Origin of the sequence: Chryseobacterium glaciei (genome assembly GCF_001648155.1) — a bacterium.
Classification (GTDB): domain Bacteria; phylum Bacteroidota; class Bacteroidia; order Flavobacteriales; family Weeksellaceae; genus Chryseobacterium; species Chryseobacterium glaciei.
The window spans coordinates 2,272,443-2,299,339 of the sequence record NZ_CP015199.1 but is presented as its reverse complement, the minus strand read 5'-3'; the positions used below and the strand labels follow the sequence as shown (position 1 = coordinate 2,299,339).

The window sequence follows — 26,897 nt, the reverse complement described above, 5'->3', positions numbered from 1 at the left end:
TTAGGTTTTATTGGCAGAGCGTTATCATTAGCCCCGATTGCAGCGACATCCTTTTTTTGCGATGGCTTGAAAAAAGCAAAGGCAAAAAAGATATAGCGGAAAGCGGGAAATAGCTCCTAAATTGTATTAAAAATGATTTCGGGGAAACTTGAAGTTTGAATTATTGCGCAATAAAAAACCCGAAATCTTACGACTTCGGGTTTTGATATATCATTGTACTGTTATTCTAAGAGTGTACCAAACCACGAAGCCTCACCACCATAAGTGGCAAACCGAAAGGAGAATTATGATCTAATTTGAACATTGCTTCGTTGTTTTTTTATTGGTTAAACTTTATTTTCTGGTGCAAATATATAAAAATTCTTGAAAATCAAGATTTTATTTTTATTTTTTTGATATTTAGCTGTAAATAAGTCTCTTTGAGATGAAATTTCATTCTCATTACCCACAAAAGAGTATATTTGTTTTCTTATAATAAAAACTATGAAAAACACTTTATTGAGAACGTTATTTTACGTCTTCGCGGTCGCGATCCTATTCTCCTGTAATTCTAACAAGAACAGTGACATTCTGAATTATACCACAGATGCAACATTAGGATTATCAAGAGTAAATCTTAAAACAATTTCTGATAAAATTCCTGTTGAAAAAATACTAAAGGAAAAGAAAGACCTAAAAGAAGAGGAGAAATTCTTCTTACAATTGGTCAGCAAACCTAAAGAATCAGGGATTAATATTGACAAACCTCTTTATTTTATCGTTGATCAGGGAAAATCAACTTACGATCCGGATGTAAAAGCTTTTTTCTGGGTTGATGACAAGGCGAAATTCCAAAAAAGCATGTCTGATCTTACTAAAAGCAAAGTAACGGTAGACAAAAAAGATTACATCTATGTAGATGGTAAGTTAAGTGGAAGCATAAAAGGTGATATGGCCATCGTAACAACCGATAAGAGCTATAGTCCTTATGCAGGCGGTTATGACTCTATGAATACTCCAGGTATTGACACTTCTTCTAAACTTAATGAGAAATATTTCACAGATTTCTGGAGCCGTAAAGGAACTTCAAATTCTGCGATCAAAGATCAGGTAGATCAATCTTTGGTTGGTGATAAAGACGTTAGCGGATGGGTAAATCTTGCCGCTGTTGCAAGCTATGCATCAAAAGGTTACATCGAAACACTTGCTGTGAATAAATTAATAAAAGATTCCGGAATTGGTTTCGATTTTAATTTTGACAAAGGGAAATCTGAAATGGATACCAAAACTTTCTTCAACGCAGATATGAAGAAAATTGTTGAAAAATATTACAGTAAAAACAACATTAATTACGATCTAGTAAAAAATGTAGAGCTTGATAATGCTAAATCTTTCTCTATCGGATTTTTCAGCTTAGATTTTATGAAATATCTGATTAAAGAAGCTGGTTTTGAAGCTACTATCAATCATTATTTATCTTCAACCGACAAAACTTTGGAAGACATTACTTCTACTTTCACGGGAGATTATGCATTTGTAGATTTCAAATCTCTTCCATCTGATTCTATGGATTATTACAGATCAAACAACGCGGTTGTATTAGGCTTTAATCCTAAGAAAAAGGCTGATCTTACTTCTTTATTGGCAGGTCCTCTTGGTCAAAGTAAAAAGTATATGATTACTGATAATCAAGTCATTTTCTCTGAAGACAACAACGCAATTTATCAGTTTCAAAATAAAAAAGCTGGGAAGAATGCTAAACTTGACAAAAAATCAGGTGTTACGGCTTATTCTTGGTCAGATGGAAAAGAGTACAATACGAAAGAAAAACCTGCGGTGAAGATCATTGATATGGTGAACGAAACTAAAGAAGACGCTGGAAACATGGTTTCTAAAACGGTATTTACTTTAGACAAAAAAGACGAAAACGCATTGTATTATTTGATAATGAATGGATAATATTGTTTTAGAAAATATTTCTCCTAAATATTTCACTCCCAAAGATTTGGAACAGTCACAGATCTGGAAAAAGAACATTATTTTCCAGAAGGGAAAGAAATTCCTTATTGTTGCGCCCTCTGGGAGTGGAAAATCTACTTTGGCGACAGCTATTCTCGGAACGCATTTTCAGTATGAAGGCAATATAAAATACGATCAGCAGATTGTAAAAAATCTTCATCTTGAGAAGATTGTAGAAAACAGAAAAGATGGCGTAAGCTTATTATTTCAGGACGTGAGATTGATTAAAGATCTTACGATTTCTGAGAATATTTTGCTGCGTGTTTTTAATCAGGATCGAAAAAAATTCATTCCGATTATGGAAGAATACGCATCAAGGTTAGGCGTGGAAAGTTTATTAAACAAGAAAGCAGAAAACTGCTCTTATGGGGAAAGACAAAGAAGTGCCATCGTGAGAAGCTTGGTGAATCCAACCGATTTTCTGATCTACGACGAATGTTTCAGCCACCTGGATATGGAGAACAAAAAGATTGCTTTTTCATTAATTAATGAAGTGTCTCAAAAAAGCGAAAGTTCAGTTTTATTTTTTGAACTGAATGAATTTCCTTTTGAGCATGATTATCAAATTCTTCATTTATAAGCTTATGAAGAAAATTTTTAACTCAATCATATTGTACGCAGGATTGTTTATTGCATTCATTCTTGTGATATCCTGCCTGCAACTGTACGAAAATGCCAATAGACTTTTCGGAAGCAAAAGCAGTGATAGCAACTATTGGCTGACTTTCAGTAAAAAACTGACGCCAGATAATATCGGAAGAAAAGAACTTCTTGGTTTTAATGAAAACGATGTTGCAAAACTGAAAAAATGGTCTGAAATAAAGACCGTTTATCCGTTTTCTGCGAATGAATTTAAAGCTTCAGCAAACGGCGGAGATTTTATTCCTTTTTATACTGATCTTTATTTTGAAGGTCTGGATTTAAAAGCGATTGATGTCCCGTTGACAGACGAAGAATTTCAGGTGAAAGGAGACGTCATTCCGATCATTATTTCAAGGGAATATCTGAATCTTTACAATTACGGATTTGCTTTAAATCAAGGGCTTCCACAAATTTCAGAAGATTTTGCCAAGAAAATTGAGATCAACATTAATATTGTCGTCAACAAACAAAACAAGACATATAAAGGACGAATGGTTGGACTTTCAGATCGAATACATTCAGTTTTGATTCCGAAAAAATTTCTTGATTCTTTGAATTTGGCAGAAAAACCTCAACTTGCAAATCAACCTAAAATCTACAACAGAGTTTTGGTTCAGGTGAAAGATTCCGGAGATGAAGGTTTGATCTCAAAAATGAAAGAAAACAATTATGAATCGAATCAGGAAAGCCTGCGTTCTGCCAAGATAAAGTCTAAACTTTTCCTTGTTTTAAAGGCGATTGCGGTATTAGGTATTTTCATTTTTGCGTTGTGTCTTTACATTATTGTAAGCTTTATTAAAATTCAGTTTTTAGAAAAACAGGAAGAAGTTTCTATTAAAAACAGTTTGGGATATTCACCGAAAAAAATGGTGAGTGATATCAGCAGACGTTTCAGTATTAATTTAATGACTGTCTTAGCTTTAAGTCTAATTTTAATAGCTGCCGGACAGTATTTTCTGGCGAAATCCAGTGTATCGAACGGATTGTTATCAATCTATATTAATCCTTGGCTTTGGACAGCGATTATTATTATTCCGATATTGGTTTATTTCTTTGTGAAAGAATTGATTTACCGATGGTTGCTCCGTTCATGGAAAATATAAAATAAACAAATGGCTATCAATTTTTGGTAGCCATTTTTCTTTACTCTAAATGAATTAAGCTGAGGAAAATACCGTCAATTACTTTTGTCATTCTCTTTAAATCCAATGTTTCCAACCTATCAGTTGTTTGATGATAATTTTTATTTCTGAAAAAAGAAGTATCGGTAATCATCATAGCGGAATAGCCAAACTTCCAATAATTTAAATGATCAGAATAATCGATTCCAGTCACAAATTTTGGAGCAGAAAAGATTTTCGCTTTGACTTGATTGGAATCTTTAAATCCTTCAATAAAATTTTTCACGAAATTTTCTGCTCCAATTTTTCTAACCAAAGTAATATAATTTCCTTTATTTCCATAAATCCACGAAAGGATTCCCAAAGGATAATCCTGAGAATTTTTTTCATCTTTAAAATATCCGATCATTTCTACACTTGCCATTCCGTACACATCGATATTGTTGTCTTTCAGATATTTTGCATGAATATAACTTCCCATATTTTCAGTTCTGAAATATGGAGGTTCTTCCAAAGTATAAGCAACCAAATCTATTCTGTAATTGAGCTTTTGACCTTTAAGCATTCTCGCCAATTCCAGCAATGCCGTAACTCCGGTTGCATTATCATCCGCTCCCTGCTGATCTCCGCAGACATCATAATGAGCTCCAATAATGATTCTTTTTTTATTTTCAGTCCCGAAAGAGCAGATCACATTTTTATATGTTTCTTCTCCGACTTTATATTCTTGAAAACTCGTACTATCGCTGTATTTATTAAAGTTTTGATGAATATATTCTGCAATTGTATTAAGTTGATCCAGGTTTTTATAGTTTCGAAACTGGGGAGTTTTCGTAAGTGCGGTTAAATATTCTTTAACCAAATTTATATCAGCCGGAACATGCGATTTTTCCACTGCCTGAGATCCTCTAAAAGAATCAAAACTAAAAATGCTTATAAAAAATAAACCCACGAAAAGAATGATTTTACTCTTCGCAGGTTTTAATATGTTTTTAAGATTCATTTTATATCGTGGTCATTTAATCTTTTGAGCCAAGATCATCCATCGTGTCATCCATTCCTCTGCTGCTTGGTCGGTAAATTCTTTCAGGATCAAGGAAATAAACATCATGTTTTGCCTTTGCAATGATCCCATTGTATTTTTCTTGAGCCATTCCCTCAGGTGCTTGAGATTCAGGTTCATTTTCATGAACTTCAACTGCACCTTTTGCATTGAGAATTGCCTTCGCTTTGTGAGCTTCCTCGAGATTATCAGCATAGACAACAACATTATTTTTTCCTACGCTATGTTTGCTATAAGCATCCAATAACTCTACATCCTGAGCAAAAACATAGTCCCAAAAACTTCTTGTTTTCACATCTTCCTGATAATCATGGTGTGATGATTCATTTTCTAATTTGGATGTTGAAACAATGACATTAGCATCATCAAAACCCTGATCTCTTAAATCTTTTTTAATTTCCTCTGTGTTTACAGTTGCAGGAAAAACTGAAATTACTGTATAAGCCATAATATTTTGTTTTGGTTATGATCTACAATACAAATGTTATGCAACTTATACTTTATAAAAGTTAATTTAATTCAAAAATCTTTCTAAAATATCTACAGCGCACTTCGGAAGGTTTGTTCCAGGACCAAAGATAAAATCTGCTCCGTTGGCATACAAAAATTCATAATCCTGTTGCGGAATCACTCCGCCGACAACGATCGTGATATCATCGGCTCCAAGTTTCTTCAACTCTTCAACAACTTGTGGAACCAAAGTTTTATGACCTGCCGCCAAAGAAGATACTCCTAAAATATGAATATCATTTTCCACCGCCTGTTTGGCCACCTCTTCCGGAGTTTGGAATAACGGGGCAACATCCACATCAAATCCCATATCGGCAAATGCTGTTGCTACTACTTTTGCACCTCTGTCGTGACCATCCTGACCCATTTTAGCAACCATCAATCTTGGACGACGACCTTCTTCTTCTTCAAATTTTTGAGTGAGCGCAAGGGCTTGTCCGAAATATTCATTTTTTCCTGCATTCATTGCATATACTCCAGAAATTGTTCTAATATTTGCTTTATATCTTCCGAAACTTTCTTCCATGGCATCGCTCATTTCGCCTAGGGTTACTCTTCTGCGAGCCGCTTCGATACATAATGCTAAAAGATTTCCTTTTCCTGTTTTTGCTGATTCTCTGATTTCATTTAAAATCTGCTCAACAGCATCGGCATTTCTTTCTTTTTTTATTGATTCTAATCTTTCGATTTGCTTTCTACGAACTTCCGTATTATCAATATCTAAAATCTCAATTTGAGTCTGTTTTAATGAAGATCTGAATGAATTTACTCCGATAATAAATTCTTCTCCACTATCAATTTTAGCCTGCTTTTTGGCTGCGGCTTCTTCAATTCTCATTTTCGGAATTCCGGCTTCGATAGCTTTTGTCATTCCACCTTCTTTCTCAACCTCATCGATGTATTTCATTGCTTCTTCGATCATTTGCTGGGTAAGGCTTTCAACTAAATTACTTCCACCCATTGGATCTACAACATCGCAGATTCCGCTTTCCTGTTGAAGAATGATTTGTGTATTTCTTGCAATTTTCGCTGAATAATCTGTTGGAAGAGCAATCGCTTCATCCAAAGCATTTGTATGTAAAGACTGCGTTCCTCCCAACGCTGAAGACAATGCTTCAATCGCAGTTCTTGTGATATTATTAAAAGGTTCCTGTTCGGTTAAAGACCAACCAGAAGTTTGGGAATGCGTTCTTAATGCTAAAGATTTTGGATTTTGAGGATTAAATTGCTTCAACAATTCAGCCCAGATATATCTTGCGGCTCTCATTTTAGCAATTTCCATGAAGTGATTCATCCCGATTGCCCAGAAAAACGATAATCTTGGAGCGAACTCATCGACATTCATTCCTGCTTTTATACCTGTTCTTACATATTCCAAACCATCTGCTAAAGTGTAAGCCATTTCCAAAACCGGAGTTGCCCCGGCTTCCTGCATGTGATAGCCTGAAATTGAAATTGAATTGAACTTGGGAATATTTTGTGCTGTATATTCGAAAATATCAGCGATAATTTTCATGGAAGGTGCAGGTGGATAAATGTAGGTATTTCTCACCATGAATTCCTTTAAAATATCATTCTGAATGGTTCCTGAAAGAAGCTCCTGCTTTACACCCTGTTCTTCTGCTGCTACGATATAGAAAGATAAAATTGGAAGTACCGCACCGTTCATCGTCATGGAAACCGAGATCTGATCTAATGGAATTTCATTAAACAAGATCTTCATATCCTCAACAGAATCGATCGCAACTCCCGCTTTTCCGACGTCACCAACAACTCTTGCGTGATCCGAATCGTAACCTCTGTGAGTTGCTAAATCGAAAGCTACAGAAAGTCCTTTTTGGCCTGCCGCCAAGTTTCTTCTGTAAAATGCATTAGACTCTTCTGCCGTAGAAAAACCTGCATACTGACGAACCGTCCAAGGTTTTTGTACATACATCGTAGAATAAGGACCTCTTAAATAAGGTGCAATTCCCGGAGAAGTCTGTGTTAAAGATTCATTTTTAACATCGTCTTTTGTATAAGATGATTTTAATTCTAATCCATCTTTTTCGAAACTATATACTTCTCTTTCCTGAGGCAATACACTGAAGTCCGGTTTTTTTACAGAAATTATCTTTCGCATTCCACTAATTTTATCTCCGTAAAGTTAATTTTTTTGCATGAAACATGAAACTTACATTAACCTTAAGTTTATCTGATATTTAACAAAAGAAAAATCCGGATGGGTATCCGGATTTTATCAAATATAATAGATTGAATTATTACTTTAAAGTTTTAATTCCCATCTCATACAAAGCGAAAGACAATTTATCTGCACTTTCACCAATGATCTGTTCTGTAGATCTTCCTGCGCCGTGACCTGCATTCTTTTCAATTCTTAATAAAACAGGGTTATCACAACTTTGTTTTTCCTGTAATTCTGCTCCGAATTTAAATGAATGGGCAGGAACTACTCTGTCATCATGATCACTCGTTGTCACCATTGTTGATGGATAACAAACTTTTTTTACATTATGTAAAGGTGAGTATGATTTTAGATATTCAAACATTTCTTTGCTGTCTTCTGCCGTTCCGTAGTCATAAGACCAACCTGCACCGGCTGTGAATTTATTGTATCTCAACATATCCAATACTCCAACTGCCGGAAATGCTACTCTTGCTAAATCTGGACGAATGGTCATCGTTGCTCCTACCAATAAACCTCCGTTTGAACCTCCGGAAATAGCCATATATTCTTTAGAAGTATAGCCTTTGCTTTGCAGATATTCTCCTGCTGCAATGAAATCATCAAAAACATTCTTCTTTTGAAGTTTTGTTCCTGCATCATGCCATTTTTTTCCGTATTCTCCACCTCCACGGATGTTTGGAACGGCATAAACGCCTCCATTTTCCATCCAGATTGCATTAGAAACAGAGAAACCTGGCTGTAAACTTACATTGAAACCTCCATAAGCATAAAGGATTGTAGGATTTTTACCATTAAGCTTAGTTCCTTTTTTATAATTGATCATCATTGGAACTTTCGTTCCATCTTTTGAGGTATAAAACACCTGTTCAGAAACATAATCTTCAGGATTAAATTTCACTTTTGGCTTCTGATATACTTCTGATTTTCCTGAATCTGCATTAAACTTATAAATGGTTCCCGGCGTGATATAATTTCCGAACGAGAAATACAGTTCTTTCTCCGTTTTCTTTCCACCAAAACCACCGACAGTTCCTTTTCCCGGAAGAGCGATTTCTCTGATCAGTTTTCCTGTTTTGTCATATTGCTTCACCTGATCAATGGCATCGATCATATAGGTTGCGAAGAAATATCCACCTGCAGAATTAACTCCAAGAACATTTTCTGTTTCAGGAATTACATTTTTCCAAGTTTCAGGAGATGGATTTTTAATGGTTGTCTTTACCAAACGCATGTTCGGAGCATCTTTATCTGTTGAAATAAAGATATCATCTCCATCCGTATCAACGATATTGGCATTGATGTCAAATCCTTTATTGATCTGAATAAAATCACCACCTTTTTTTAGATCTTTTATGTATAATTCATTCCCATTGGTTGCATTTGCTGCTGAAATAACCAAATATCTTTGGTCTTCCGTCACATATGCTCCCAAATATCTTCTAGGTGTTTTTTCACCTCCAAAAATCAATTGATCTTCAGACTGTTTTGTTCCTAATTTATGGTAAAATACTTTATGCTTATCTGTCATCCCAGAAAGTACAGTTCCTTCTTTCGGTTTATCATAGCTTGAATAATAGAAACCTTCATCGCCCAGCCAAGAAATTCCACTGAATTTTACATCAACTAAAGTTTCATCGATCTGCTTTTTTGTAATCGCGTCAATGATGATAATCTTGTTCCAGTCGCTTCCGCCTTCAGAAATAGAATATCCTGCTAAAGTTCCTTTTTTATTGAATGATAACTGAGCCAAAGAGGTTGTTCCTTTCTCTGAAAATTTATTCGGATCTAAGAAAACTTCAGTCGCTTTCGTTTTATTATTTGTTCTGTAGAAAACTGACTGAGCCTGTAGACCGTCATTTTTAGAATAATATGTATAATCACCTTCTTTGAATGGTGCAGAAATTTTTTCGTAATTCCAGACCTCTTTCAATTGATTTTTGATTTGATCTCTGAAAGGGATTTTTGAAAGATAACTTTGAGTAAAATTCACCTCTTCATCAACCCATTTCTTGGTAGCTTCAGAATCATTTTCTAAATCTCTGAAAGGATCTGCCACCGCAGTTCCGAAATAAGTATCTGTCTGATTACCTTTTAATGCTTTAGGATAATTCATTTTTTGAGAATAAAATGTTGCTGAAAACAAAACTCCAGCCGTTAATAAGATAGGTTTAAAATTCATTTCGAACGATTTTCTCAAAAATACGTAATCTGCTTTAAATAAAAAAGTTGTTTCATTTAAATCAAATGATAACAGATTTCGGAAATTCACACCAACAAAAAAAGCATCCAAAACCGACTGCTTTTATGATATAATTGAATGATTATTTACCCGAATTGATATTTTTAAAATAAAAATTATTCACTTTCCATAGGAGCTCCTGAGGCCCTCCGTTCCAGTAAAAAACGTCACTTCCTTTATATATTTGGTATAAATTAAACTTCTCTGAAAGTGAAATCTCTTTATCTGCATTCACAAGTTCATTCGTTAAACTTTTAAGATATCCTTTTAATTCTTTAGCGCTAATTTTTTTTATCTTTTTAAGATCTATGATGGTAACCTTGGCTGGAACTTTAATCATTACATCATAAAAAACTTCCGAAATATCCTGACTTTGAGAATAGTCATTTCTCATTGTTTCCATACTTTTTATGGTGTACGTGGCTGTTTTGTACCTGTCAAATAATGCTGCAAAATAGTTTTTAGCATCCTCTCGGCATTCTTCACGGATGTTTTCGGAAAATCCTGAAAGAAAAAGATTCGTTAAACCTTTCAGTTCCTCCGTATAGGCAGTTTCTGTATTATTTTTATAGATCCCATCTTCTCCTACAAAGTTTTTAAGATAAGTATTGAGGTTGTTTAAAGCATTTTCGTCATGCTTCACAAAAGTATCAAAGTATAAACCGAATACTTTATCGGGTTTTAGAACAGTTGATTGAGCGCTTAGGTTTTTGACACAAAAAATTAGCATTAAAAACAGCATACCTTTAATTCGTCCCATCGTGTTTATTCGTTATTTTAAAGTTTTCATAGATTTTATGGCAAAAAAAAGCTCTTGATTCACAAGAGCTTGATTTATTTTAGTTACGTATTAGTAATTTTCTTCTTCACCTTTCATCTTCTCGGCGTTCTCTGCCATGATCACGGCATCGATCATTTCAGATATATCACCATTCATGTAAGCATCAAGATTATACATCGATTTGTTGATTCTATGATCGGTAACTCTTCCCTGAGGATAGTTGTAGGTTTTGATCTTTGCAGAACGGTCACCTGTAGAAACCATTGATTTACGTTGTGCAGCAATATCTCCGACAGATTTCTGTACTTCGATATCATATAATTTGGTACGAAGCATTTCCATCGCCAATTCTCTGTTGGCCAACTGAGAACGTGCCTGCTGACAAACAACCACCATTCCTGAAGGTTTATGTGTTAACTGTACTTTGGTTTCAACCTTGTTTACGTTTTGTCCACCCGCTCCACCTGAACGTGAAGTCTGCATTTCGATATCGGCAGGATTTAATTCAAAATCGATTTCCTCAGCTTCCGGTAAAACAGCAACGGTAATTGCAGAAGTATGCACTCTACCTTGAGATTCTGTTTCAGGAACACGCTGTACACGGTGAACACCGGACTCAAACTTCATGACTCCATAAACACCGTCTCCTTCAATCTTTAAAATAAGTTCTTTATAACCTTTTGCAGCTTCGCTTGAATCTGTTATTTCGTGCTTCCAACCTTTAGTCTTAAAGAACATTGCATAGGCTCTGTAAACGTCTTCCACGAAAATAGCAGCTTCATCTCCACCGGTTCCGGCACGGAGTTCTACGATTACGTTTTTATCATCGGTTGGATCTTTAGGAATCAAAAGTACTTTCAATTCTTCTTCCAGACCTGGAAGTTTACCCTGAGCTTCAACTTTTTCTTCTTTAGCCATATCGACCAAGTCTCTGTCTGAACCATCAGCGATGATTTCCTCAGATTCTGCGATATTATCTAAAGCGCCTTTGTACTGATCGTAAACTCTTACAATTTTTCCTAAATCGCTGTATTCTTTATTTAATGAAGAATATTTTTTTTGATCTGAAATTACATCAGGCTGTATAATAAGGTCTGCTACCTCATTATATCTTTGTTTTATAGCTTCTAGTTTTGGAATTAACGACTTAGACATTGTAGAAATTTTGTGGATGCAAAGATAAGAATTATTAATTCAATACTCAATAGTCTTTGGATAAACTGTAACTATTTGATATGTATTATTTTGTCTATCAATTAATATTATATCGATTTGATTTTAAAATAAGATCTAGATTTTTATTTAAGTCCTTTTGTCTTGAAACAAAAGAACGAAAAATTCAAGACTGGAAACTTCCGCTAAAAATAAATTCTGTTCTCTAAAAATTCTAAAACTCGTGCGGATGTACTTTTTCTGTTTTGTTTAACTATTTATCCCGCACTCAAACAGTAGAATTTTCTTAACGTTCACATATTTTATTTTTTTAACGCTCCATTTTCCTATGTCGATTAAACCGTTAAACTTATTCAGAAGCACTCTTGGAAAGCTTTTTATCAATCAAATACAAAACAATTCCTACAGCAATAATACCTAATCCGATGAGACTTTCTTTAGGATTGTGAACAAACGTAAAATATAAGATATAGACACTGAATAATATAAAAACTGTTGGAAAAACATAGAAAATATTAGATTTAAATATTTTCCGCTGACTTTTTTTAAGAAAGAAAACCGTAGAAATCGCCAACGTTGCAAACAGTTGAAGAATAAATGAAGTATACACAAAAATTTCTTTAAAACTTCCCGTCAGAATAATCAAAGTCGCAATAACCGCATGGGCAAAAATAGCACGAACCGGAATTCCTTTTTTATTATTAACCGATAAAGATTTCCATAACTTATTTTCTTTAGCGAAAGCCTGTGTCAATCTGGAACCAACCCACAAATATCCACTGATTGTTGCGACCAATTGTAAGGCAATAAAAACATTAACTATTTTTCCAAAAGAATGACCAAGCATATTATTGGCCGCTTCTCTCATTACATCTTCTTTTCCTGCCAATTGGTGGATGGGAGCATGTTTCAGCATAATATAATTGATCAAAATATAGCAAACCGTCACGAAAACTGTTCCTACAATTAATGCTTTGGGAAGATTTTTTTGAACATCTTTAATTTCTCCTGCGATGTAAGATGCGGAATTCCAGCCTGTGTAAGAATAGGTTACGAAAACCAACGAGGTTGCAAAAGCGGGAAGCATCATTTCATCTTTCCAACTGTCGGTGAAACTTAGGCTGTTTCCAATTTGAGGTTCTGAAAGTACAACGCCCAAAATAATCAGGACAACAATAAAAGCGACTTTGATAAATGTAAAAAAGTTATGAAATCTGCTTGAAGCTTTTAAACTAAAAGATAAAGAAAACGCCACCAAAAATATGACGACAATCGAAAACCAGGTTCCAAAAGTGAAATCAAAAGCGGAAAGATATTGTGACATGGCCAAAGCCGCCAAAGCTACAGGTGAAGAAAATCCGATAATCAAAGAAATCCAACTCACCAAATAGCCCAAAAGCGGATGATAGGTTTCTTTAAGATAAATAAAATCGCCTCCATTTCCTTTAAAATGAGAACCCAATTCGGCATAACAGAATGCTCCAAATAGAGCCAAAACACCGCCAATCATCCAAAGCAGAAAAATGCTGTACGTATTAGTAACATCTACCAACTGAAAACCTAAGGTCGTAAAAATCCCCGTCCCGATCATATTGGATACAACGATGGCGACTGCTGTTTTCCAGCCTATTTGATGTGAAGTTGTGCTCATTTTATATAGACTTTAAGAACATAGAGTAAAGAAAAAAGACATGAAATACTGGCCATATATTTTTCATTCAATTAAAAAGTAAAATTAACTCTTCCGAAGAAATAACTTCCCAACGTTCCCATCTGAACCGGCGCGTATTTGAAAACTCCGTAATAAGAATTCTCGTAAATTTGCAGATCAGGGAAAACATCCAATAAATTATTGGCTCCAATCGTAAGGTTTACATTTTTAGTAATATCATAACCAATACTTACATCCGTAACAATTTTAGGAGCAAATTCCTGAACACCACCGAAAGGATAACCGTCTCTGATGACCTTACCAAAATACGTATTTCGCACTAAGAAATTGAATTTACCAATCCCGTAATTCAAACCTAATGTTGCTTTTGCTTTGGGAGAAAGAGTTTCAATAATATTAATTTGATCCGGCCCGAAAAATTCGTTTTGAGGTGTTCCTAAATTTTGAGGAAAATGGAAATCTGTGATTTTAGTTTCGGTGTAATTTCCAGCTAAATTGATGTTTAAATTCCCACCTGCTAATTTCCAGTCGTAGGAAACAACCAAATCAACCCCTTTCGTTTCCGTATCAATCGCATTGGCGAAGAATCTACCGCTTTCTGCAATATTATTTTCGCCGACCAATTCAGGATCTGATAATCTTTCGTCTGTGATGTTGCTGGTGATAACAATTCTGTCTTTTACTCCGATCCAATACCCGTCCAACGTGATGAAAAGTCCTTTGGCTGGTTTTAAAGTAAATCCAAGACTTGCGTTGACAGAAGTTTCCTGCTTTAATTTATCAAAACCAAGAACCTCAGCCGCTTTACTGTCTGTTGTGAATATTCCTTTTCTTACAATTCCGATTCCGGAAGTGGAAATATCAGCATACGAGTTATTAAAATATTGCTGTTGCAAAGAAGGTGCTCTGAAACCTGTCCCCACCGCTCCGCGAATCGCGTAATTTTTTATGAATTCATATCTCACCGCCAATTTTCCATTCAAAGTATTCCCGAAGTCGGAATAATTTTCAAATCTTGCAGCCGCATCGATATTTAATTTTTTATCTAAATCATAAGAAACATCTGCATAAACCGCAGTAGAATGTCTTGATTTTTTCAATGCATTATCTGGCGAAAATCCCATAAAAGACTGTGAGCCACCATTTCCAACAACTGTAGATCCGGGCGTTGCAATATTTCCATTGATATCATATCTCGCATAAGATGCTTCATCTCCGGCCTTGATTTGATATTGCTCAAATCTGAATTCTCCCCCGAAAGCAACATTGAAATTATTTAAGTTTTTAGAAACATCAAGATTAACGGTATTTTGAAGAAAACTGTGCGCTCCCGCATAAAAACTTGTCGGAGATTTCGCACCTAAAGAAGCATTATTAGTGTTATTAACATTATAATTGAATGTATTGCTCCCGAAAGTATTGCTTAGATCAAAAAACCAGTTGTTTACATTGTATTTCGTTCCGACAGCGTAAGAAAGATCGTACACCTGTGATTTTAAATTAGCCTGAAAACCGTTTGGATAAATTGAAGAAACAATATTCGAAGTTTCGCTAGGAAGTCTTCTAAAGCCAAAACCTTGCCCCTCTTTTAAACTAAACCCTCCAAAAGTATAGAGCTTAAAATTATCATTAAATGGATATTCTGCATTGAAAAATAACTGAGCTTGTTTTATTTGAGCATCACCAATTTGAAAGTTGAAATCATCGCGGGTTAAGCCTCTTTGACTAATCATCGCATCATCTGCCTGTTCTGCAATAGCAGGATTTGGAGCGAATTCATATGCAAAGTTATCTCCAAAAATATCTAATTTATGATTCTGCGTTCTAGTCGTTTTTCCTCTTTGACTTAATTGTAATGATAAGTTGATGTAACTTTTATCTTTTCCTAAAGAAGTTCCGTAATTGACTGCTCCCTGATAGGTTTCGCCGTCATTTCTTCCTGATAATCCGTAATTTAAACTTGCCGAAGCACCGATGTCTTTTTTAAGAATGATATTAATAACGCCTGCAATGGCATCAGAACCATATTGTGCTGCTGCTCCGTCTCTTAAAACCTCAATTCTGTCGATCGCAATTACTGGAATTGTGCTTAAATCTGTACCAACAGAGCCGTTTCCGACTGTATTTTGATAATTAACTAATGATGTTGTATGTCTTCTTTTTCCATTCACTAAAACCAAAACCTGATCGGGTCCCATTCCTCTTAAGGTCATCGGATCAATATGCTCTGTTCCATCAGAAGCAGACTGTCTCACCGCATTAAAAGAGGGAATTACATAGTTTAAAAGATCCTGAACCGTTGTTTGAGGGGCAGATTTTTGTATTTTTTCAATATTGATAACATCTACCGGAACAGGTGTTTCCAGTTTTGTTCTTTTAGCGTTTCGGTTTCCGACGATAATGACGTCTTCGATTTGTTTTTCTTTTTCAAGTTCCTGAGCCGATACGAAAACCGCTCCAAGCAATAATACAGATATGCTTAGTTTCTTCATCTTTTGTTTTTTGCAAAATTAATAATAAACCCTGACGGACAAAAATCCGCCAACAAAGATTGTCAAGAAATGGAATGAATATTTAGAATATTGCTTCACTTATCTACCCTCAATCGGGTTGGAATTAGCACCTTTACACGCTGGAATTGTGTCGGTTGCTAAGGTTTCACAGGGCCAAATCCCTCCACCTTTCTTGATAAATCTACTGCAAAGGTAGATTAATAATTTAAAACTGCAAAAATTTGTGAATGGTGAACTGTTAAAATGTGAATGGTGAATGTAAATTTTACAGCAAATAAAAAGAGAGATAATTTTCATTACCTCTCTTTGTTTAAAATATATTTATTTAATAATCATTTTCTGTATAGCAACTCCGGTTTTAGATTTTAAATGCACCAGATAGGTTCCGGTAGGATAATTAGCTTTTAATTCATAAGTTCCGGACTCATTTTTAAGCTTAATGGAATCCATTTTTTTACCACTCATGTCATAAATTATAATTTCACCGTTTTTAGCTTTATGATAAATTAATTTCGCCAAGCCGTTTTTAACAGGATTGTCTGCAATTTGAAGTGATAATTTATTTTCTGCGTTAGCATCAATTATAGATAAAGTTCCCGTATAATTTTCGAAAATTCTAAATTCTCCCGGTTGTAGATTAATGGGAGCTGTTGTAGAAGAAACTATTGATACTATTGTTATCCAGTAAATTTTTCCACTGTCCTGTGTACGGGAAGTAAGGCACAACATCTTTTTCAGAAGTATCATAATTGGCTATAACTACAACATTCTGAACAGTACTCGCCGTGTTATTGTACACGTAAATTCTTGTAATTAATCCATTCGGATCATTGAAAGGATTTGGTGTAATTGTATAACTTATCTGTCCAAAAATAAGGACTGTCATAAACAACAATACACTTGAATAAAATTTCTTCATAAAAGTTTGTTTTTTTCAACTAGTACGATATGAAAGTAAATTGTTTTTTGAGAAATTTTTGCTTTTAACTATAAAAATTCAAACTTTAGCTATTCGAAGCTCATCAATTTATAAAATAAAACCCGATGTGTATTTTTATCATACACAACGGGTTTCTGCAATTTAATAATGAACTAATATGTAAAACAAAAGGCCTCAAAAAAGCCTTTTGTTCATCAATCAAATATCTATGGACTTTAGTTTTTGCTGATTTTTTTAGAGAAAGTCTGTCCGTTCTTTAATTTCAATTCTACAATGTAAATTCCTTTTGGAAGTCCTTGCATATCGATCTGGTCATTAGAGAATCTTACATTAATTTTCTGCCCAACAATATTCATTACATTTACATTTTCAATCGCTGAATCTGCTTTAATGTAAAGAATTCCGTTGGTTGGGTTGGGATAAATTCCTAGTGTATTAAGTTTAATATCTGAAGTACTTAAACCTGTAAAATCTTTAACACACCTTACAGAAGCACCCTGACCTCTTGGAGCCCCAGAAGAAGCGTTTGCAATTGTAGTTCCTACGTAAAGATATTTTCCGCCAGTGTTTGCTACATCTGAACTCCAGAAATAACCTCTTTGTCCTACATAGGTAAATCCACCATCTGTACTGCCTCTATAACCACCTGCCGGCAATTTTAATTTACTGTTAAAAGCTGAAGTCGGATTGCTGATCGATGCTGCATTTATAGCCGATGTCCAATCTGCCTGAGAAGGCATTTTCCAACCCTGTCCGATTGCTTTACAAGGATCTGCTCCGATTGCTGGATTTACTGCTGAAGCGTTATTCGCTGTCCATTGGTCGCTTGAAGCGTTTCCACCCCACCATGAGCTTGCACTAGAACCAATAATAAATGAATTAACACCTGCCAATGCACTTGGATTATTCGTTGAAGGAGCATTAATAATTGATGAATTTCTTGCCTGATGGCCGTCATCCCATCTTCCCCATTGGAAAAGGTCTCCATAAGAATCTGCATCTGCCTGAGCAGTTGCCACCTGGGCGCTTCCTAAGTTTTGCTGAAGCCAAATTTTTCCGTCTGATCCTCTTACTGTTGTATATGTAACAGGCTGTCCTTTATAGGTAAAAGTAACACAACCCAAGTCACCAATATTAGTTCCCGGATCTGTATTATTACAAAGCTGAGAAGCATTTCCTAAAGAAATTCTTTTTACTTTTAAACCTCCGTCTGTATAAGCTAAAACAAGATAATTATTCACTTTATCAATAGCCAGATCATTGTAAGTTGCCTGTCCGTCAGAAAGGAAATTCCCTCCTAAAGTTCCCCATATTTGAGTAGCGTTATCTAATTTGTAAACTGTATTTCTCAGTAAATCATCATTTTCCCAACGGCTTGCTACCACGTAAGGCTCGCCAGCAGAAGTTACTGCAATGGCAACATGCTGAACACCTCCTGAAGAAAAATAGGCATTTCCTAACTGCACCCAAGAAGTTCCGTCAAATTTCTTAACATTTACCTTTCTTGAGTTTGCAGAGTTTGAAACATAAGCAACATATAGATTATTATTAGCATCAATTGCTATATCCGATGTATAACTTTCTCCTGAAGATGAAGCATCAACAATACTTCCGCCCGTCAATACCCAATTGTCAGAAGTGGTTGCAGTCGTTGTATTTTCGTATACTCTTACTCCACTTGCTACGTTGCAAGTATACACTTTGTTATTAGTTCCGATCACCATTTCTGCAAATGAAGCTCCACTAGAGAAACCTGTATTTCCTACCTGCTCCCAAGCTCCGTTCACATAACGCTGAACCGTTCCTGAATTATTAGTACCAAAAGTGAATAATACATTCGACGGGGATACCGCAGAAGCATGATAATTAACCGTACTCGTTGTTGCACTTAGCAATTGAGACCAAGCGGTTCCGTTAAACTGACGAACTTCTAATCCCGTTCCTTGATTTGTATAATAGATATTACCTGAACCATCAACAGATAAAGAGTTGTACAATGCTATTCCTGATGTAATTCCGGCACTTCCTCCGGCATAAGACCAAGAAGTTCCGTTAAATTTCTGAACAGAACCTTTTGTTACAGATGCATCATAATAAGAAATAAAATAATTTCCCGAATTGTCTACCACCAAATTATTGTGGCTCGTTCCTGCTGCTGATATCGGTTGCACCGATCCAACATTCTCCCATTGCTGTGCGTATGAGTAACTTCCTGCGATAGTAAGCAACCCTAATCCCACCCCAATTTTTTTCATCGCAAAATATAAATTTCCGAACATAATGAATATTATTTTTATTTATTCTAAATTTAATTTAATTTTGCGCAAAATTAGTTGACATTCTTAACCGTAAGTTATCATTTCCAAACTTTTTGTTATCTGATGTCTGGCTTTCACGTTAAATTGTACCATGCTCGTAAAAACTTGTCGTATGAAGAATCAATCTAAAAATGGGTTATTGTTCAGATCCGAAGACATTAAAATCATAATGCAGGAAGACTCGTGCCCTGAAACCTATTCCAGATCTAATATGATCGAAGGAAAATCGAGCTTTAACTTAATCTTTTTGTTAAGTCCTAATATCAATCTGGAAGCCCAAGATTGTGGAACTCATTTTATATTCAAGAAAAACCAATACATTCTTCATTATTCGCGTCAAGAAAGTACGGCTAAACTTTGGACGGAAAATCAGGAAGTTTTAAAATATCTTCAAATTCAGATCAATTATCAATATATATTTAATCTTATCAATCCTGAATCTAATCGAGAAAGTGCGGAGATTTTGGAAAATATGATCGAAAACAATTATATTTTTCTTCACAAAGAAACACCTCCGAATATGACTGTCGAAATGCATATCATTTTAAGGGAAATTGTAAGTTATTCTAAAAGAGGTGTGATGCAGAAATTATTCATTGAAGCGAAGATTATTAAGCTTTTGATTTTAATTTTTGAACAATTCAATGAAAAAAATACGATCGAGACTTCTCCCAAAACACCATCAATCATTAAAAAATTTGTTGATGAAAATTTTCACAAGAATATAAAAGTTGAAGAGATCGGAAAGCTGATAGGAATCAATCAAAACAAAATAAGAAAAGAGTTTAAAGCTCAATATCATATTACCGTCACCGATTATCTTTCTGAACTAAGAATGCTTAAAGCAAAAAAAATGATCATCGATAAAGAAATCATGATCAAAGAAATCGCCATTGAATGCGGCTATGAATACGTTCAAAATTTCACAAGAGCATTTAAGAAAAAATACGGAGTATCCCCTGAAACATTAAGAAACGGATAAAAACAGAAAACCACCTAATAAATTAAGTGGTTTATATATGTTGTTTTGCTTTGATATTACTTTTTCAGAATTCATGTGAAAAAGCAATGACAATCAATTAATGATGATGTCCGTGACTATCGTGTAAGAAAGGTCCGTTTCCTTTAGGGTTGCTGAAGATCACTTCTACACCCTTCTGCTCATTCAATTCTTTTCTTCTGATATCTTCCGGATCAAAAGGTTTTACTTTACCGAAGTATTCCATCAAACCTTCACTTAACCACATTGGGATTACCAATCCAAAAAACATAAAGATACACCAGAATCCTACAAGGAACATTGTAACAAAGTAGATTGTCCAAAGGAACTGATAAAACGGCCAAAATGCTGATAACATCATTTTTCTTATATATTTTAGGCAAAAATAGAACTTTTTTCTTTTTTAAACAAAAGATCAGCGCCCTATTTTCATTATTTATTTTTATTTTAAACTAATTGATGGAGAAGTTAGATATTAGATGTTAGAAATTAGACTTATAGTTGTTGTCGGAATTTCTGAGCATAAAATTAACTTCTACTAATTTAATGAGCAAGATTTGCGAAGAAATCATTTCCTTTATCATCGGTAATGATGAATGCAGGGAAATCTTTCACTTCAATTTTTCTTACCGCTTCCATTCCTAATTCAGGGAAATCAACCACCTCAACAGACAAAATATTGTCTTTTGCCAAGATTGCGGCAGGCCCTCCAATTGAACCAATATAGAATCCTCCGTATTTATGACAAGCATCGGTAACGTCTTTCGTTCTGTTTCCTTTTGCCAGCATCACCATACTTCCGCCATGGCTTTGGAATTCGTCAACGTAAACATCCATTCTTCCCGCAGTCGTGGGTCCGAAGCTTCCTGAAGCCATTCCTTCCGGAGTTTTTGCTGGTCCCGCATAATAGATCGGGTGATTTTTGAAATATTCAGGCATTGGCTGTCCGCTATCCAACAATTCTTTGATCTTTGCGTGAGCGATATCTCTTGCAACGATCAATGTTCCGTTTAATTTTAATCTTGTTTTAATTGGATATTTTGAAAGCTCGGCAAGAATTTCAGGCATTGGCTTATTCAAATTGATCTCGACCGCTTCCTCTAAGTGTGGCGGAGTTGCAGGTAAGAATCTCTTTGGATCTTCCTCCAATTGCTCTAAGAAAATACCGTCTTTAGTGATTTTTCCTTTAATATTTCTATCTGCTGAACAAGAAACTCCCATTCCAACCGGGCAAGAAGCCGCGTGACGAGGAAGTCTGATAACTCGAACATCGTGGGTTAAATATTTTCCACCAAACTGAGCGCCAATAGCACTTTCCTGGCAGATTTTCTGAACTTTAGCTTCCCATTCCAAATCTCTGAACGCCTGACCAGCTTCATTTCCTTCTGTCGGAAGATTATCGTAATATTTTGCAGATGCTTTCTTTACTGTAGCCAAATTCGCTTCCGCAGAAGTTCCTCCAATCACCAAAGCCAAGTGATAAGGCGGGCAAGCAGCAGTTCCCAAATCTGAAATTCTCTCTTTTACAAAAGCTTCCAAAGATTTTTCGTTCAGCAAAGACTTCGTTTTTTGATATAAAAATGTTTTGTTGGCAGAACCTCCTCCTTTCGTTAAGAATAAAAACTCGTAAGAATCTCCTTTTTTAGCATACAAATCAATCTGCGCCGGAAGATTTGAACCAGAATTTTTCTCATCAAACATATTCAAAGGAACAACCTGAGAATATCTTAAATTTCTTTTTTGGTATGTATTGTAAATTCCTTTGCTTAAATATTCACCGTCATCAACGCCTGTGTAAACGTTCTCTCCTTTTTTACCCATTACGATAGCAGTTCCTGTATCTTGGCAAGAAGGCAACGCTCCTTCCACTGCTACAGCAGCATTCTGTAATAAGTTATAGGCAACGAATCTGTCATTATCGGTAGCTTCAGGATCATCAATAATTCTTTTCAAACTTTCTAAGTGAGACGAACGAAGCATGAAAGAAACATCTGCCATAGCTTCTTCAGCCAATAACTCCAGTCCTTTTGGATCAACGGTTAAAATTTCTCTGTCTCCCAGTTTTTCAACTTTTACATACTCTGAAGTCAACTTTTTATAAACCGTATCGTCCTTTTGAATCGGGTACGGATCCTGATATCTAAATTCCATTTCAATTTTTTCTTGATGCAAAAATACGCCTTACGCAAAAAAGCATGAGTAAAATCAGTGACTTGAATTGATATTTATAATGATTATAAATTGCGGGATTCTGAGTTTATGATTAATTTTATAGAAACGTATTTTTAACCAAAAAGTTTTTAAAAGCAATAATTATTTAATTTCAATGAAAAATATTTTAATCATACTTTTCTTTCTTGCTATTTGCAACAATAGTTTTGCTCAGAAAAAACTAGATAACATTTCCAAACTTTCAGGAACTTGGGTAGGAAAAATTGGAGAAGATCCCATTAAATTTCAAATATTGGAAGACAGCCAAAATTCTTTTACATTTTCGTTTATTAATTTTCAAAATGTAAAGTTTATTGTACAAAAATCTGATGTTTCAACAAACGAAAAAAATGAATTCATTATCAATATAAAAGAGGCCAAAGTTTCTTCATTACGCTTTGAAAAATGCATTTTCTCCAAAGGAACTATAACAATTTCCGATTTGTCGGAAAACAATATGAAATTAAATTTAAAATCAGTTGGTCCAACATGTTGGATAATGGATGATGTAACAGTGAATATGGAGGACATGGATGATATTATACTAACAAAAGAAAAATCAAATAAATAATATGAATTACAGAATAGAAAAAGACACCATGGGTGAGGTACAAGTGCCTGCTGATAAGTTTTGGGGAGCACAGACGGAACGTTCAAGAAACAATTTTAAGATTGGTCCTGAAGGTTCAATGCCCCACGAAATTATTGAAGCTTTTGCTTATTTAAAAAAAGCTGCAGCCTTCACCAATACCGATCTGGGAGTTCTTCCTGCCGAAAAAAGAGATATGATCGCTAAAGTTTGCAAAGAAATCTTAGAAGGAAAATTAAACGATCAATTTCCTTTAGTCATCTGGCAAACTGGCTCAGGGACACAATCTAACATGAATGTGAATGAAGTTATTTCTAACAGAGCGCATGTCAACAACGGAGGAAATTTAGGTGACAAATCTGAAGTTCATGCTAATGATGACGTGAATAAATCACAATCCTCAAACGATACCTATCCAACAGCAATGCACATCGCAGCGTACAAAAAAGTAGTGGAAACAACGATTCCGGCGGTTGAAAAATTAAGAGATACGTTAGCTGAAAAATCGGCTGCATTTAAAGATATTGTAAAAATCGGAAGAACGCATCTAATGGATGCAACTCCACTGACTTTAGGACAGGAGTTTTCAGGATATGTTGCTCAGCTAAATTACGGTTTAAAAGCTTTAAAAAATACGTTACCTCATCTTTCTGAACTTGCTTTGGGAGGAACAGCAGTTGGAACTGGTTTAAATACACCTCAAGGTTATGATATAAAAGTAGCAGAATATATTGCAAAATTCACCAATCTTCCATTCGTGACCGCTGAAAATAAATTTGAAGCTTTAGCTGCTCACGATGCTATTGTTGAGTCTCATGGAGCTTTAAAACAATTGGCCGTTTCTTTATTTAAAATTGCTCAGGATATCAGATTAATGGCTTCCGGGCCGCGTTCAGGAATTGGTGAAATTCACATTCCGGAAAATGAGCCGGGATCTTCCATTATGCCCGGAAAAGTAAATCCTACCCAAAATGAAGCGTTAACAATGGTTTGCGCACAGGTTTTAGGAAATGATACGACAATTTCTTTTGCGGGAACTCAAGGAAATTATGAGTTGAATGTTTTCAAACCAGTGATGGCTTACAATTTCTTACAATCTGCACAGCTAATTGCTGATGCATGTATTTCATTTAATGATCATTGCGCCGTTGGAATTGAACCTAACAATGAAAGAATTAAAGAATTGGTAGATAAATCTCTGATGCTTGTTACTGCTTTGAATACCCATATCGGTTATGAAAATGCAGCAAAAATTGCAAAAACAGCTCACAAAAACGGAACGACGTTGAAAGAAGAAGCTATAAATCTTGGACTTTTAACTGCTGAACAATTTGACGAGTGGGTGAAGCCGGAAGATATGGTTGGAAGTTTAAAATAGAAAACTAGATTTAATTATTATATTGTAAAAACGCTGAGAAATTTTTCCCAGCGTTTTTTCATATATGAATGGTTACATGTCTTTTACCACCAAAGTACTACCCCAAAAATTAAAGCTTTATCATTTTCAAAATTTCCGTTTTTAAAGAAATTACCAAAATCTTTTTTCACAAAAATGCTGAACTCATTGTAAGAAACCGTGAACTGCCCTCCATAGATAAAAGGACTCACCTGATAATTGCTTCTATCTCTGTCACTGATTCCATCTCCTTTGACAATATTATTGGTAGCCATTTTTACTCCACCATAAACATTCGCTCCCACTTTGAAACCTTTATTATAATCTCGGTACTCAACATCCATCCCGGCGTTTTTGATCTTCGAAAAATTATACTGAATACCAAGCGGAACTATGATGTATCCGGTTCTCAGCTTACTTTTGCTCAATCCATTTTCATAATGAGCAAGGACAGGATTGGCATTGATATTTTTCATGAAAAACATATTGTTATCAATATTTAAAGTTCTCCAAGAAAAACCAATTCCTGAAATCAATCCCCACGAACTTGTTCTTCCAAACTGATAATTAAGTTTAAAACCAAATTCAAAATTTCCGGCATATCCTAAGTTTTTATCTAAATGGTTATCAGCTTTATTATTGGTAAGATTCATGATTCCGTAAGAAAAATATCCTGAAAGACTTTTAGTTGGTCTGAATTTTTTGATCAATTGTGCTTTTAACTCTTCATTAGATGCAATATCAGAGTTAAGAAGGGAATATCTTACCTGCTTTTGAATTACGTTGTCAAGATCAAAGCCCAATTCTTCAATTCTTATATCAATTTTTTCGGAGAAACGATCGGCTATGAGTGATTTTTGTTTATCAAACTCAATTTTGTCAAGGTTTTTTGATTAGAGAGTAACTAATTCTGCTTCCATCAGCTTTTTCTCTTCCTGAATGATTGCATCTATTTTTTGGGCATACTCATCTACTTTTTCCTTTACAATAGGGCTTACCTCGGTATCATTTTTTGACTGAAGGTTTACTGATAATGATTTTCTCTGTGAATACGCTGATGTGGATAATACACATAGGAATCCCATCATGATAATTTTCTTGATCATATTATTAATTTTTTATTGTTAAAATGAGTTTTATTTTGCGTTCAGATCAACGCTCGCGACGTTGCTTTCTTTAGTTTTTTCAATAACATCTTTATGTTCAACAGAAAAAAGTAATGTGGCTGGATCTACATATTTTTTTCTTTTCGCAGGAATTTTTGCAGAATCTGCCTGAGCCATAATTTGTTCAGTCTTAATTTTAGGAAGCTGTGGAACGACCATTTGCAGCCATTCTTTTTGCGGAAGTATTTGTTTCTGTTCTGCTAAAACTTTTGAAGGTTGAACTTCATCGGTAATTTTAGTTGAAACATCCTTGTTTTCGGGAACTGAATTTTTATCCGCATAAACCAGCTCTGTATCTTTATTTACTTTTTCAGAAGATTCTTTTGGTGTAGGTTCATTTTTTATCTCAGCAATTTCTGTATGTTGAGTTTTTCCTTTCACTGAAGGATTTGAAAAAAGAACGAATCCCAAACCAAAAGCCAGAACGATGCATGCGGCAGCCAAAGCCCTGCTGATATAAGATGTAGATTTTTTCTGCTCTTTCTGTAATTCAATTTCTAACCACAGATCTCTTGAAGGAGTGATTTCTCTTTCTTCTATATGTTTTTTTATCTGATGTTCTAAATTATCTTTGTGCGTGCTCATTTTTCATTGTTTTTTGTTGTTGAAGATAAAGTACTCTTAACTTCTCTTTAGCTCGAAACAGTTGCGTCTTGCTTACCGCCAGCGAAATCTGTAATGTATCGGAAATTTCCTGATGCGAGTAGCCTTCCAGAACGTACAAGTTGAAAACCATTCTGTAAGCATCCGGAAGCTGATTCAACAACTCCTGAGCATCGAAATCAACGGTAATTTCATCTTCCAGAACTTCTACCATAAAAGATGGGTTGATATCGTCAATGTAAAAAACCGTTTTATGGCTTTTGATAAAATTAAGACATTCATTCACCACAATTCTTCTTGCCCATCCTTCGAGATTACCATCACCACGAAAAGCTTCAATATTTTTAAAAATTTTACAGAAAGCTTTGATAATACAGTCTTCCGCCTGATAGAGGTCTATGATGTAGCTTTTACCCACGCTCAGGAACTTCTTAACGTTTTGCTCATAGAAAACTTTCTGAGCAGCCGGATCTTGTTTCTTAAGACGGCTCAGCAAATCTTCTTTTTTATTTCCGAACAAAATTTTCATTCTTAAAACTGTTTCTATGGTAAAGACAACGAAAACCTAAAAAGGTTACACAAAAATATATTTTTATTAAAAAAGATTTTGAATTAATATTTTTCCTATTTAACAAGCAAATACAAAAATCTATAAATCAAATGATTATAAAATTAAATAAATCTAAACTTAAAAGTTTCAAAAACAAAAAGGTCAGAAATATGTTCTGACCTTTTATATTCTATTTACTCTGTTTCAACTTATTTTTTCGTAAA

23 protein-coding genes and 1 riboswitch are annotated in these 26,897 nt (G+C 34.9%); of the genes, 6 read left to right on the top strand and 17 right to left on the bottom strand.

Annotated features, from left to right (window positions below; genetic code table 11):
* The first annotated feature begins 483 nt into the window (after positions 1–483).
* The 3 genes from A0O34_RS10295 to A0O34_RS10285 are packed head-to-tail and all read left to right on the top strand — an operon-like array spanning position 484 to position 3,743.
* Entirely contained in the window at positions 484–1,938 is a 1,455-nt protein-coding gene (locus tag A0O34_RS10295; protein ID WP_066754334.1) for a hypothetical protein, read from the top strand.
* Positions 1,931–2,578 (top strand): ATP-binding cassette domain-containing protein, encoded by a 648-nt coding sequence (locus A0O34_RS10290; RefSeq protein ID WP_066754332.1) that lies wholly within the window; start codon positions 1,931–1,933, stop codon positions 2,576–2,578. Before A0O34_RS10295 ends, A0O34_RS10290 begins: the two co-directional genes overlap by 8 nt.
* Positions 2,579–2,582: 4 nt before the next feature.
* On the top strand, positions 2,583–3,743 hold the full coding sequence (locus A0O34_RS10285) for an FtsX-like permease family protein (RefSeq protein ID WP_157885997.1): 1,161 nt from the start codon (positions 2,583–2,585) through the stop codon (positions 3,741–3,743).
* Between the two features lie 40 nt (positions 3,744–3,783).
* Here the strand turns inward: A0O34_RS10285 and A0O34_RS10280 are convergent, their stop codons facing one another.
* The 11 genes from A0O34_RS10280 to A0O34_RS10235 all read right to left on the bottom strand — a co-directional run bounded on the left by A0O34_RS10280 (position 3,784) and on the right by A0O34_RS10235 (position 19,119).
* Positions 3,784–4,764, bottom strand: a complete 981-nt coding sequence (locus tag A0O34_RS10280) for a M28 family peptidase (RefSeq protein ID WP_082891138.1) — start codon at positions 4,762–4,764, stop codon at positions 3,784–3,786.
* Positions 4,765–4,780: 16 nt separating this feature from the next.
* Positions 4,781–5,272, bottom strand: coding sequence for a hypothetical protein (locus A0O34_RS10275; RefSeq protein ID WP_066754328.1), 492 nt, complete (start codon positions 5,270–5,272; stop codon positions 4,781–4,783).
* Between the two features lie 66 nt (positions 5,273–5,338).
* On the bottom strand, positions 5,339–7,456 hold the full coding sequence (gene scpA / locus A0O34_RS10270) for a methylmalonyl-CoA mutase (protein WP_066754324.1): 2,118 nt from the start codon (positions 7,454–7,456) through the stop codon (positions 5,339–5,341).
* A 139-nt stretch (positions 7,457–7,595) separates the two neighbouring features.
* The gene (locus A0O34_RS10265; protein WP_066759614.1) at positions 7,596–9,701 is read right to left on the bottom strand and encodes a prolyl oligopeptidase family serine peptidase; all 2,106 of its coding nucleotides are present in this window, start codon (positions 9,699–9,701) and stop codon (positions 7,596–7,598) included.
* Positions 9,702–9,843: 142 nt separating this feature from the next.
* Positions 9,844–10,521, bottom strand: a complete 678-nt coding sequence (locus A0O34_RS10260; RefSeq protein WP_066754322.1) for a hypothetical protein — start codon at positions 10,519–10,521, stop codon at positions 9,844–9,846.
* Positions 10,522–10,611: 90 nt separating this feature from the next.
* Positions 10,612–11,697 carry a peptide chain release factor 1 gene (gene prfA / locus A0O34_RS10255; RefSeq protein WP_066754320.1) on the bottom strand — a complete coding sequence of 362 codons (1,086 nt, stop codon included), beginning with the start codon at positions 11,695–11,697 and terminating at the stop codon, positions 10,612–10,614.
* A gap of 367 nt (positions 11,698–12,064) precedes the next feature.
* The gene (locus tag A0O34_RS10250; RefSeq protein ID WP_066754317.1) at positions 12,065–13,366 is read right to left on the bottom strand and encodes an APC family permease; all 1,302 of its coding nucleotides are present in this window, start codon (positions 13,364–13,366) and stop codon (positions 12,065–12,067) included.
* Between the two features lie 71 nt (positions 13,367–13,437).
* Positions 13,438–15,879 (bottom strand): TonB-dependent receptor plug domain-containing protein, encoded by a 2,442-nt coding sequence (locus A0O34_RS10245; protein WP_066754316.1) that lies wholly within the window; start codon positions 15,877–15,879, stop codon positions 13,438–13,440.
* Positions 15,880–15,975: 96 nt separating this feature from the next.
* Positions 15,976–16,082, bottom strand: a riboswitch (SAM riboswitch).
* A gap of 139 nt (positions 16,083–16,221) precedes the next feature.
* Entirely contained in the window at positions 16,222–16,629 is a 408-nt protein-coding gene (locus tag A0O34_RS10240) for a T9SS type A sorting domain-containing protein (RefSeq protein WP_066754315.1), read from the bottom strand.
* A complete protein-coding gene (locus A0O34_RS22605; protein WP_228394380.1) occupies positions 16,538–16,819 on the bottom strand; it encodes a hypothetical protein in 282 nt (93 codons plus the stop codon). Before A0O34_RS22605 ends, A0O34_RS10240 begins: the two co-directional genes overlap by 92 nt.
* Before the next feature lie 236 nt (positions 16,820–17,055).
* Complete coding sequence (locus tag A0O34_RS10235; RefSeq protein ID WP_066754313.1) at positions 17,056–19,119, bottom strand: T9SS type A sorting domain-containing protein; 2,064 nt, start codon at positions 19,117–19,119, stop codon at positions 17,056–17,058.
* Positions 19,120–19,270: 151 nt separating this feature from the next.
* Here A0O34_RS10235 and A0O34_RS10230 point away from each other — a divergent pair, with 151 nt between their 5' ends.
* Complete coding sequence (locus A0O34_RS10230; protein ID WP_066754311.1) at positions 19,271–20,140, top strand: helix-turn-helix transcriptional regulator; 870 nt, start codon at positions 19,271–19,273, stop codon at positions 20,138–20,140.
* A gap of 97 nt (positions 20,141–20,237) precedes the next feature.
* Here A0O34_RS10230 and A0O34_RS10225 read toward each other — a convergent pair whose 3' ends face one another.
* Together A0O34_RS10225 and A0O34_RS10220 are read right to left on the bottom strand one after the other, a co-directional pair.
* Entirely contained in the window at positions 20,238–20,519 is a 282-nt protein-coding gene (locus A0O34_RS10225; protein WP_066754310.1) for a hypothetical protein, read from the bottom strand.
* A gap of 182 nt (positions 20,520–20,701) precedes the next feature.
* On the bottom strand, positions 20,702–22,309 hold the full coding sequence (locus A0O34_RS10220; protein WP_066759613.1) for a fumarate hydratase: 1,608 nt from the start codon (positions 22,307–22,309) through the stop codon (positions 20,702–20,704).
* A gap of 175 nt (positions 22,310–22,484) precedes the next feature.
* On the opposite strand from A0O34_RS10220, the gene A0O34_RS10215 reads away from it, so the two are divergent.
* On the top strand, positions 22,485–22,940 hold the full coding sequence (locus tag A0O34_RS10215; RefSeq protein WP_066754308.1) for a hypothetical protein: 456 nt from the start codon (positions 22,485–22,487) through the stop codon (positions 22,938–22,940).
* 1 nt (position 22,941) lies between these two features.
* The gene (gene fumC / locus A0O34_RS10210; RefSeq protein ID WP_066754307.1) at positions 22,942–24,336 is read left to right on the top strand and encodes a class II fumarate hydratase; all 1,395 of its coding nucleotides are present in this window, start codon (positions 22,942–22,944) and stop codon (positions 24,334–24,336) included.
* A gap of 83 nt (positions 24,337–24,419) precedes the next feature.
* Here the strand turns inward: fumC and A0O34_RS10205 are convergent, their stop codons facing one another.
* The 4 genes from A0O34_RS10205 to A0O34_RS10195 all read right to left on the bottom strand — a co-directional run bounded on the left by A0O34_RS10205 (position 24,420) and on the right by A0O34_RS10195 (position 26,652).
* Positions 24,420–25,157 carry an outer membrane beta-barrel protein gene (locus A0O34_RS10205; protein ID WP_228394379.1) on the bottom strand — a complete coding sequence of 246 codons (738 nt, stop codon included), beginning with the start codon at positions 25,155–25,157 and terminating at the stop codon, positions 24,420–24,422.
* Between the two features lie 90 nt (positions 25,158–25,247).
* Positions 25,248–25,442 carry a hypothetical protein gene (locus A0O34_RS22600; protein ID WP_228394378.1) on the bottom strand — a complete coding sequence of 65 codons (195 nt, stop codon included), beginning with the start codon at positions 25,440–25,442 and terminating at the stop codon, positions 25,248–25,250.
* Positions 25,443–25,490: 48 nt separating this feature from the next.
* The gene (locus A0O34_RS10200; protein WP_066754305.1) at positions 25,491–26,105 is read right to left on the bottom strand and encodes a hypothetical protein; all 615 of its coding nucleotides are present in this window, start codon (positions 26,103–26,105) and stop codon (positions 25,491–25,493) included.
* The gene (locus A0O34_RS10195) at positions 26,086–26,652 is read right to left on the bottom strand and encodes an RNA polymerase sigma factor (RefSeq protein WP_066754303.1); all 567 of its coding nucleotides are present in this window, start codon (positions 26,650–26,652) and stop codon (positions 26,086–26,088) included. Before A0O34_RS10195 ends, A0O34_RS10200 begins: the two co-directional genes overlap by 20 nt.
* Positions 26,653–26,897 lie beyond the last annotated feature (245 nt).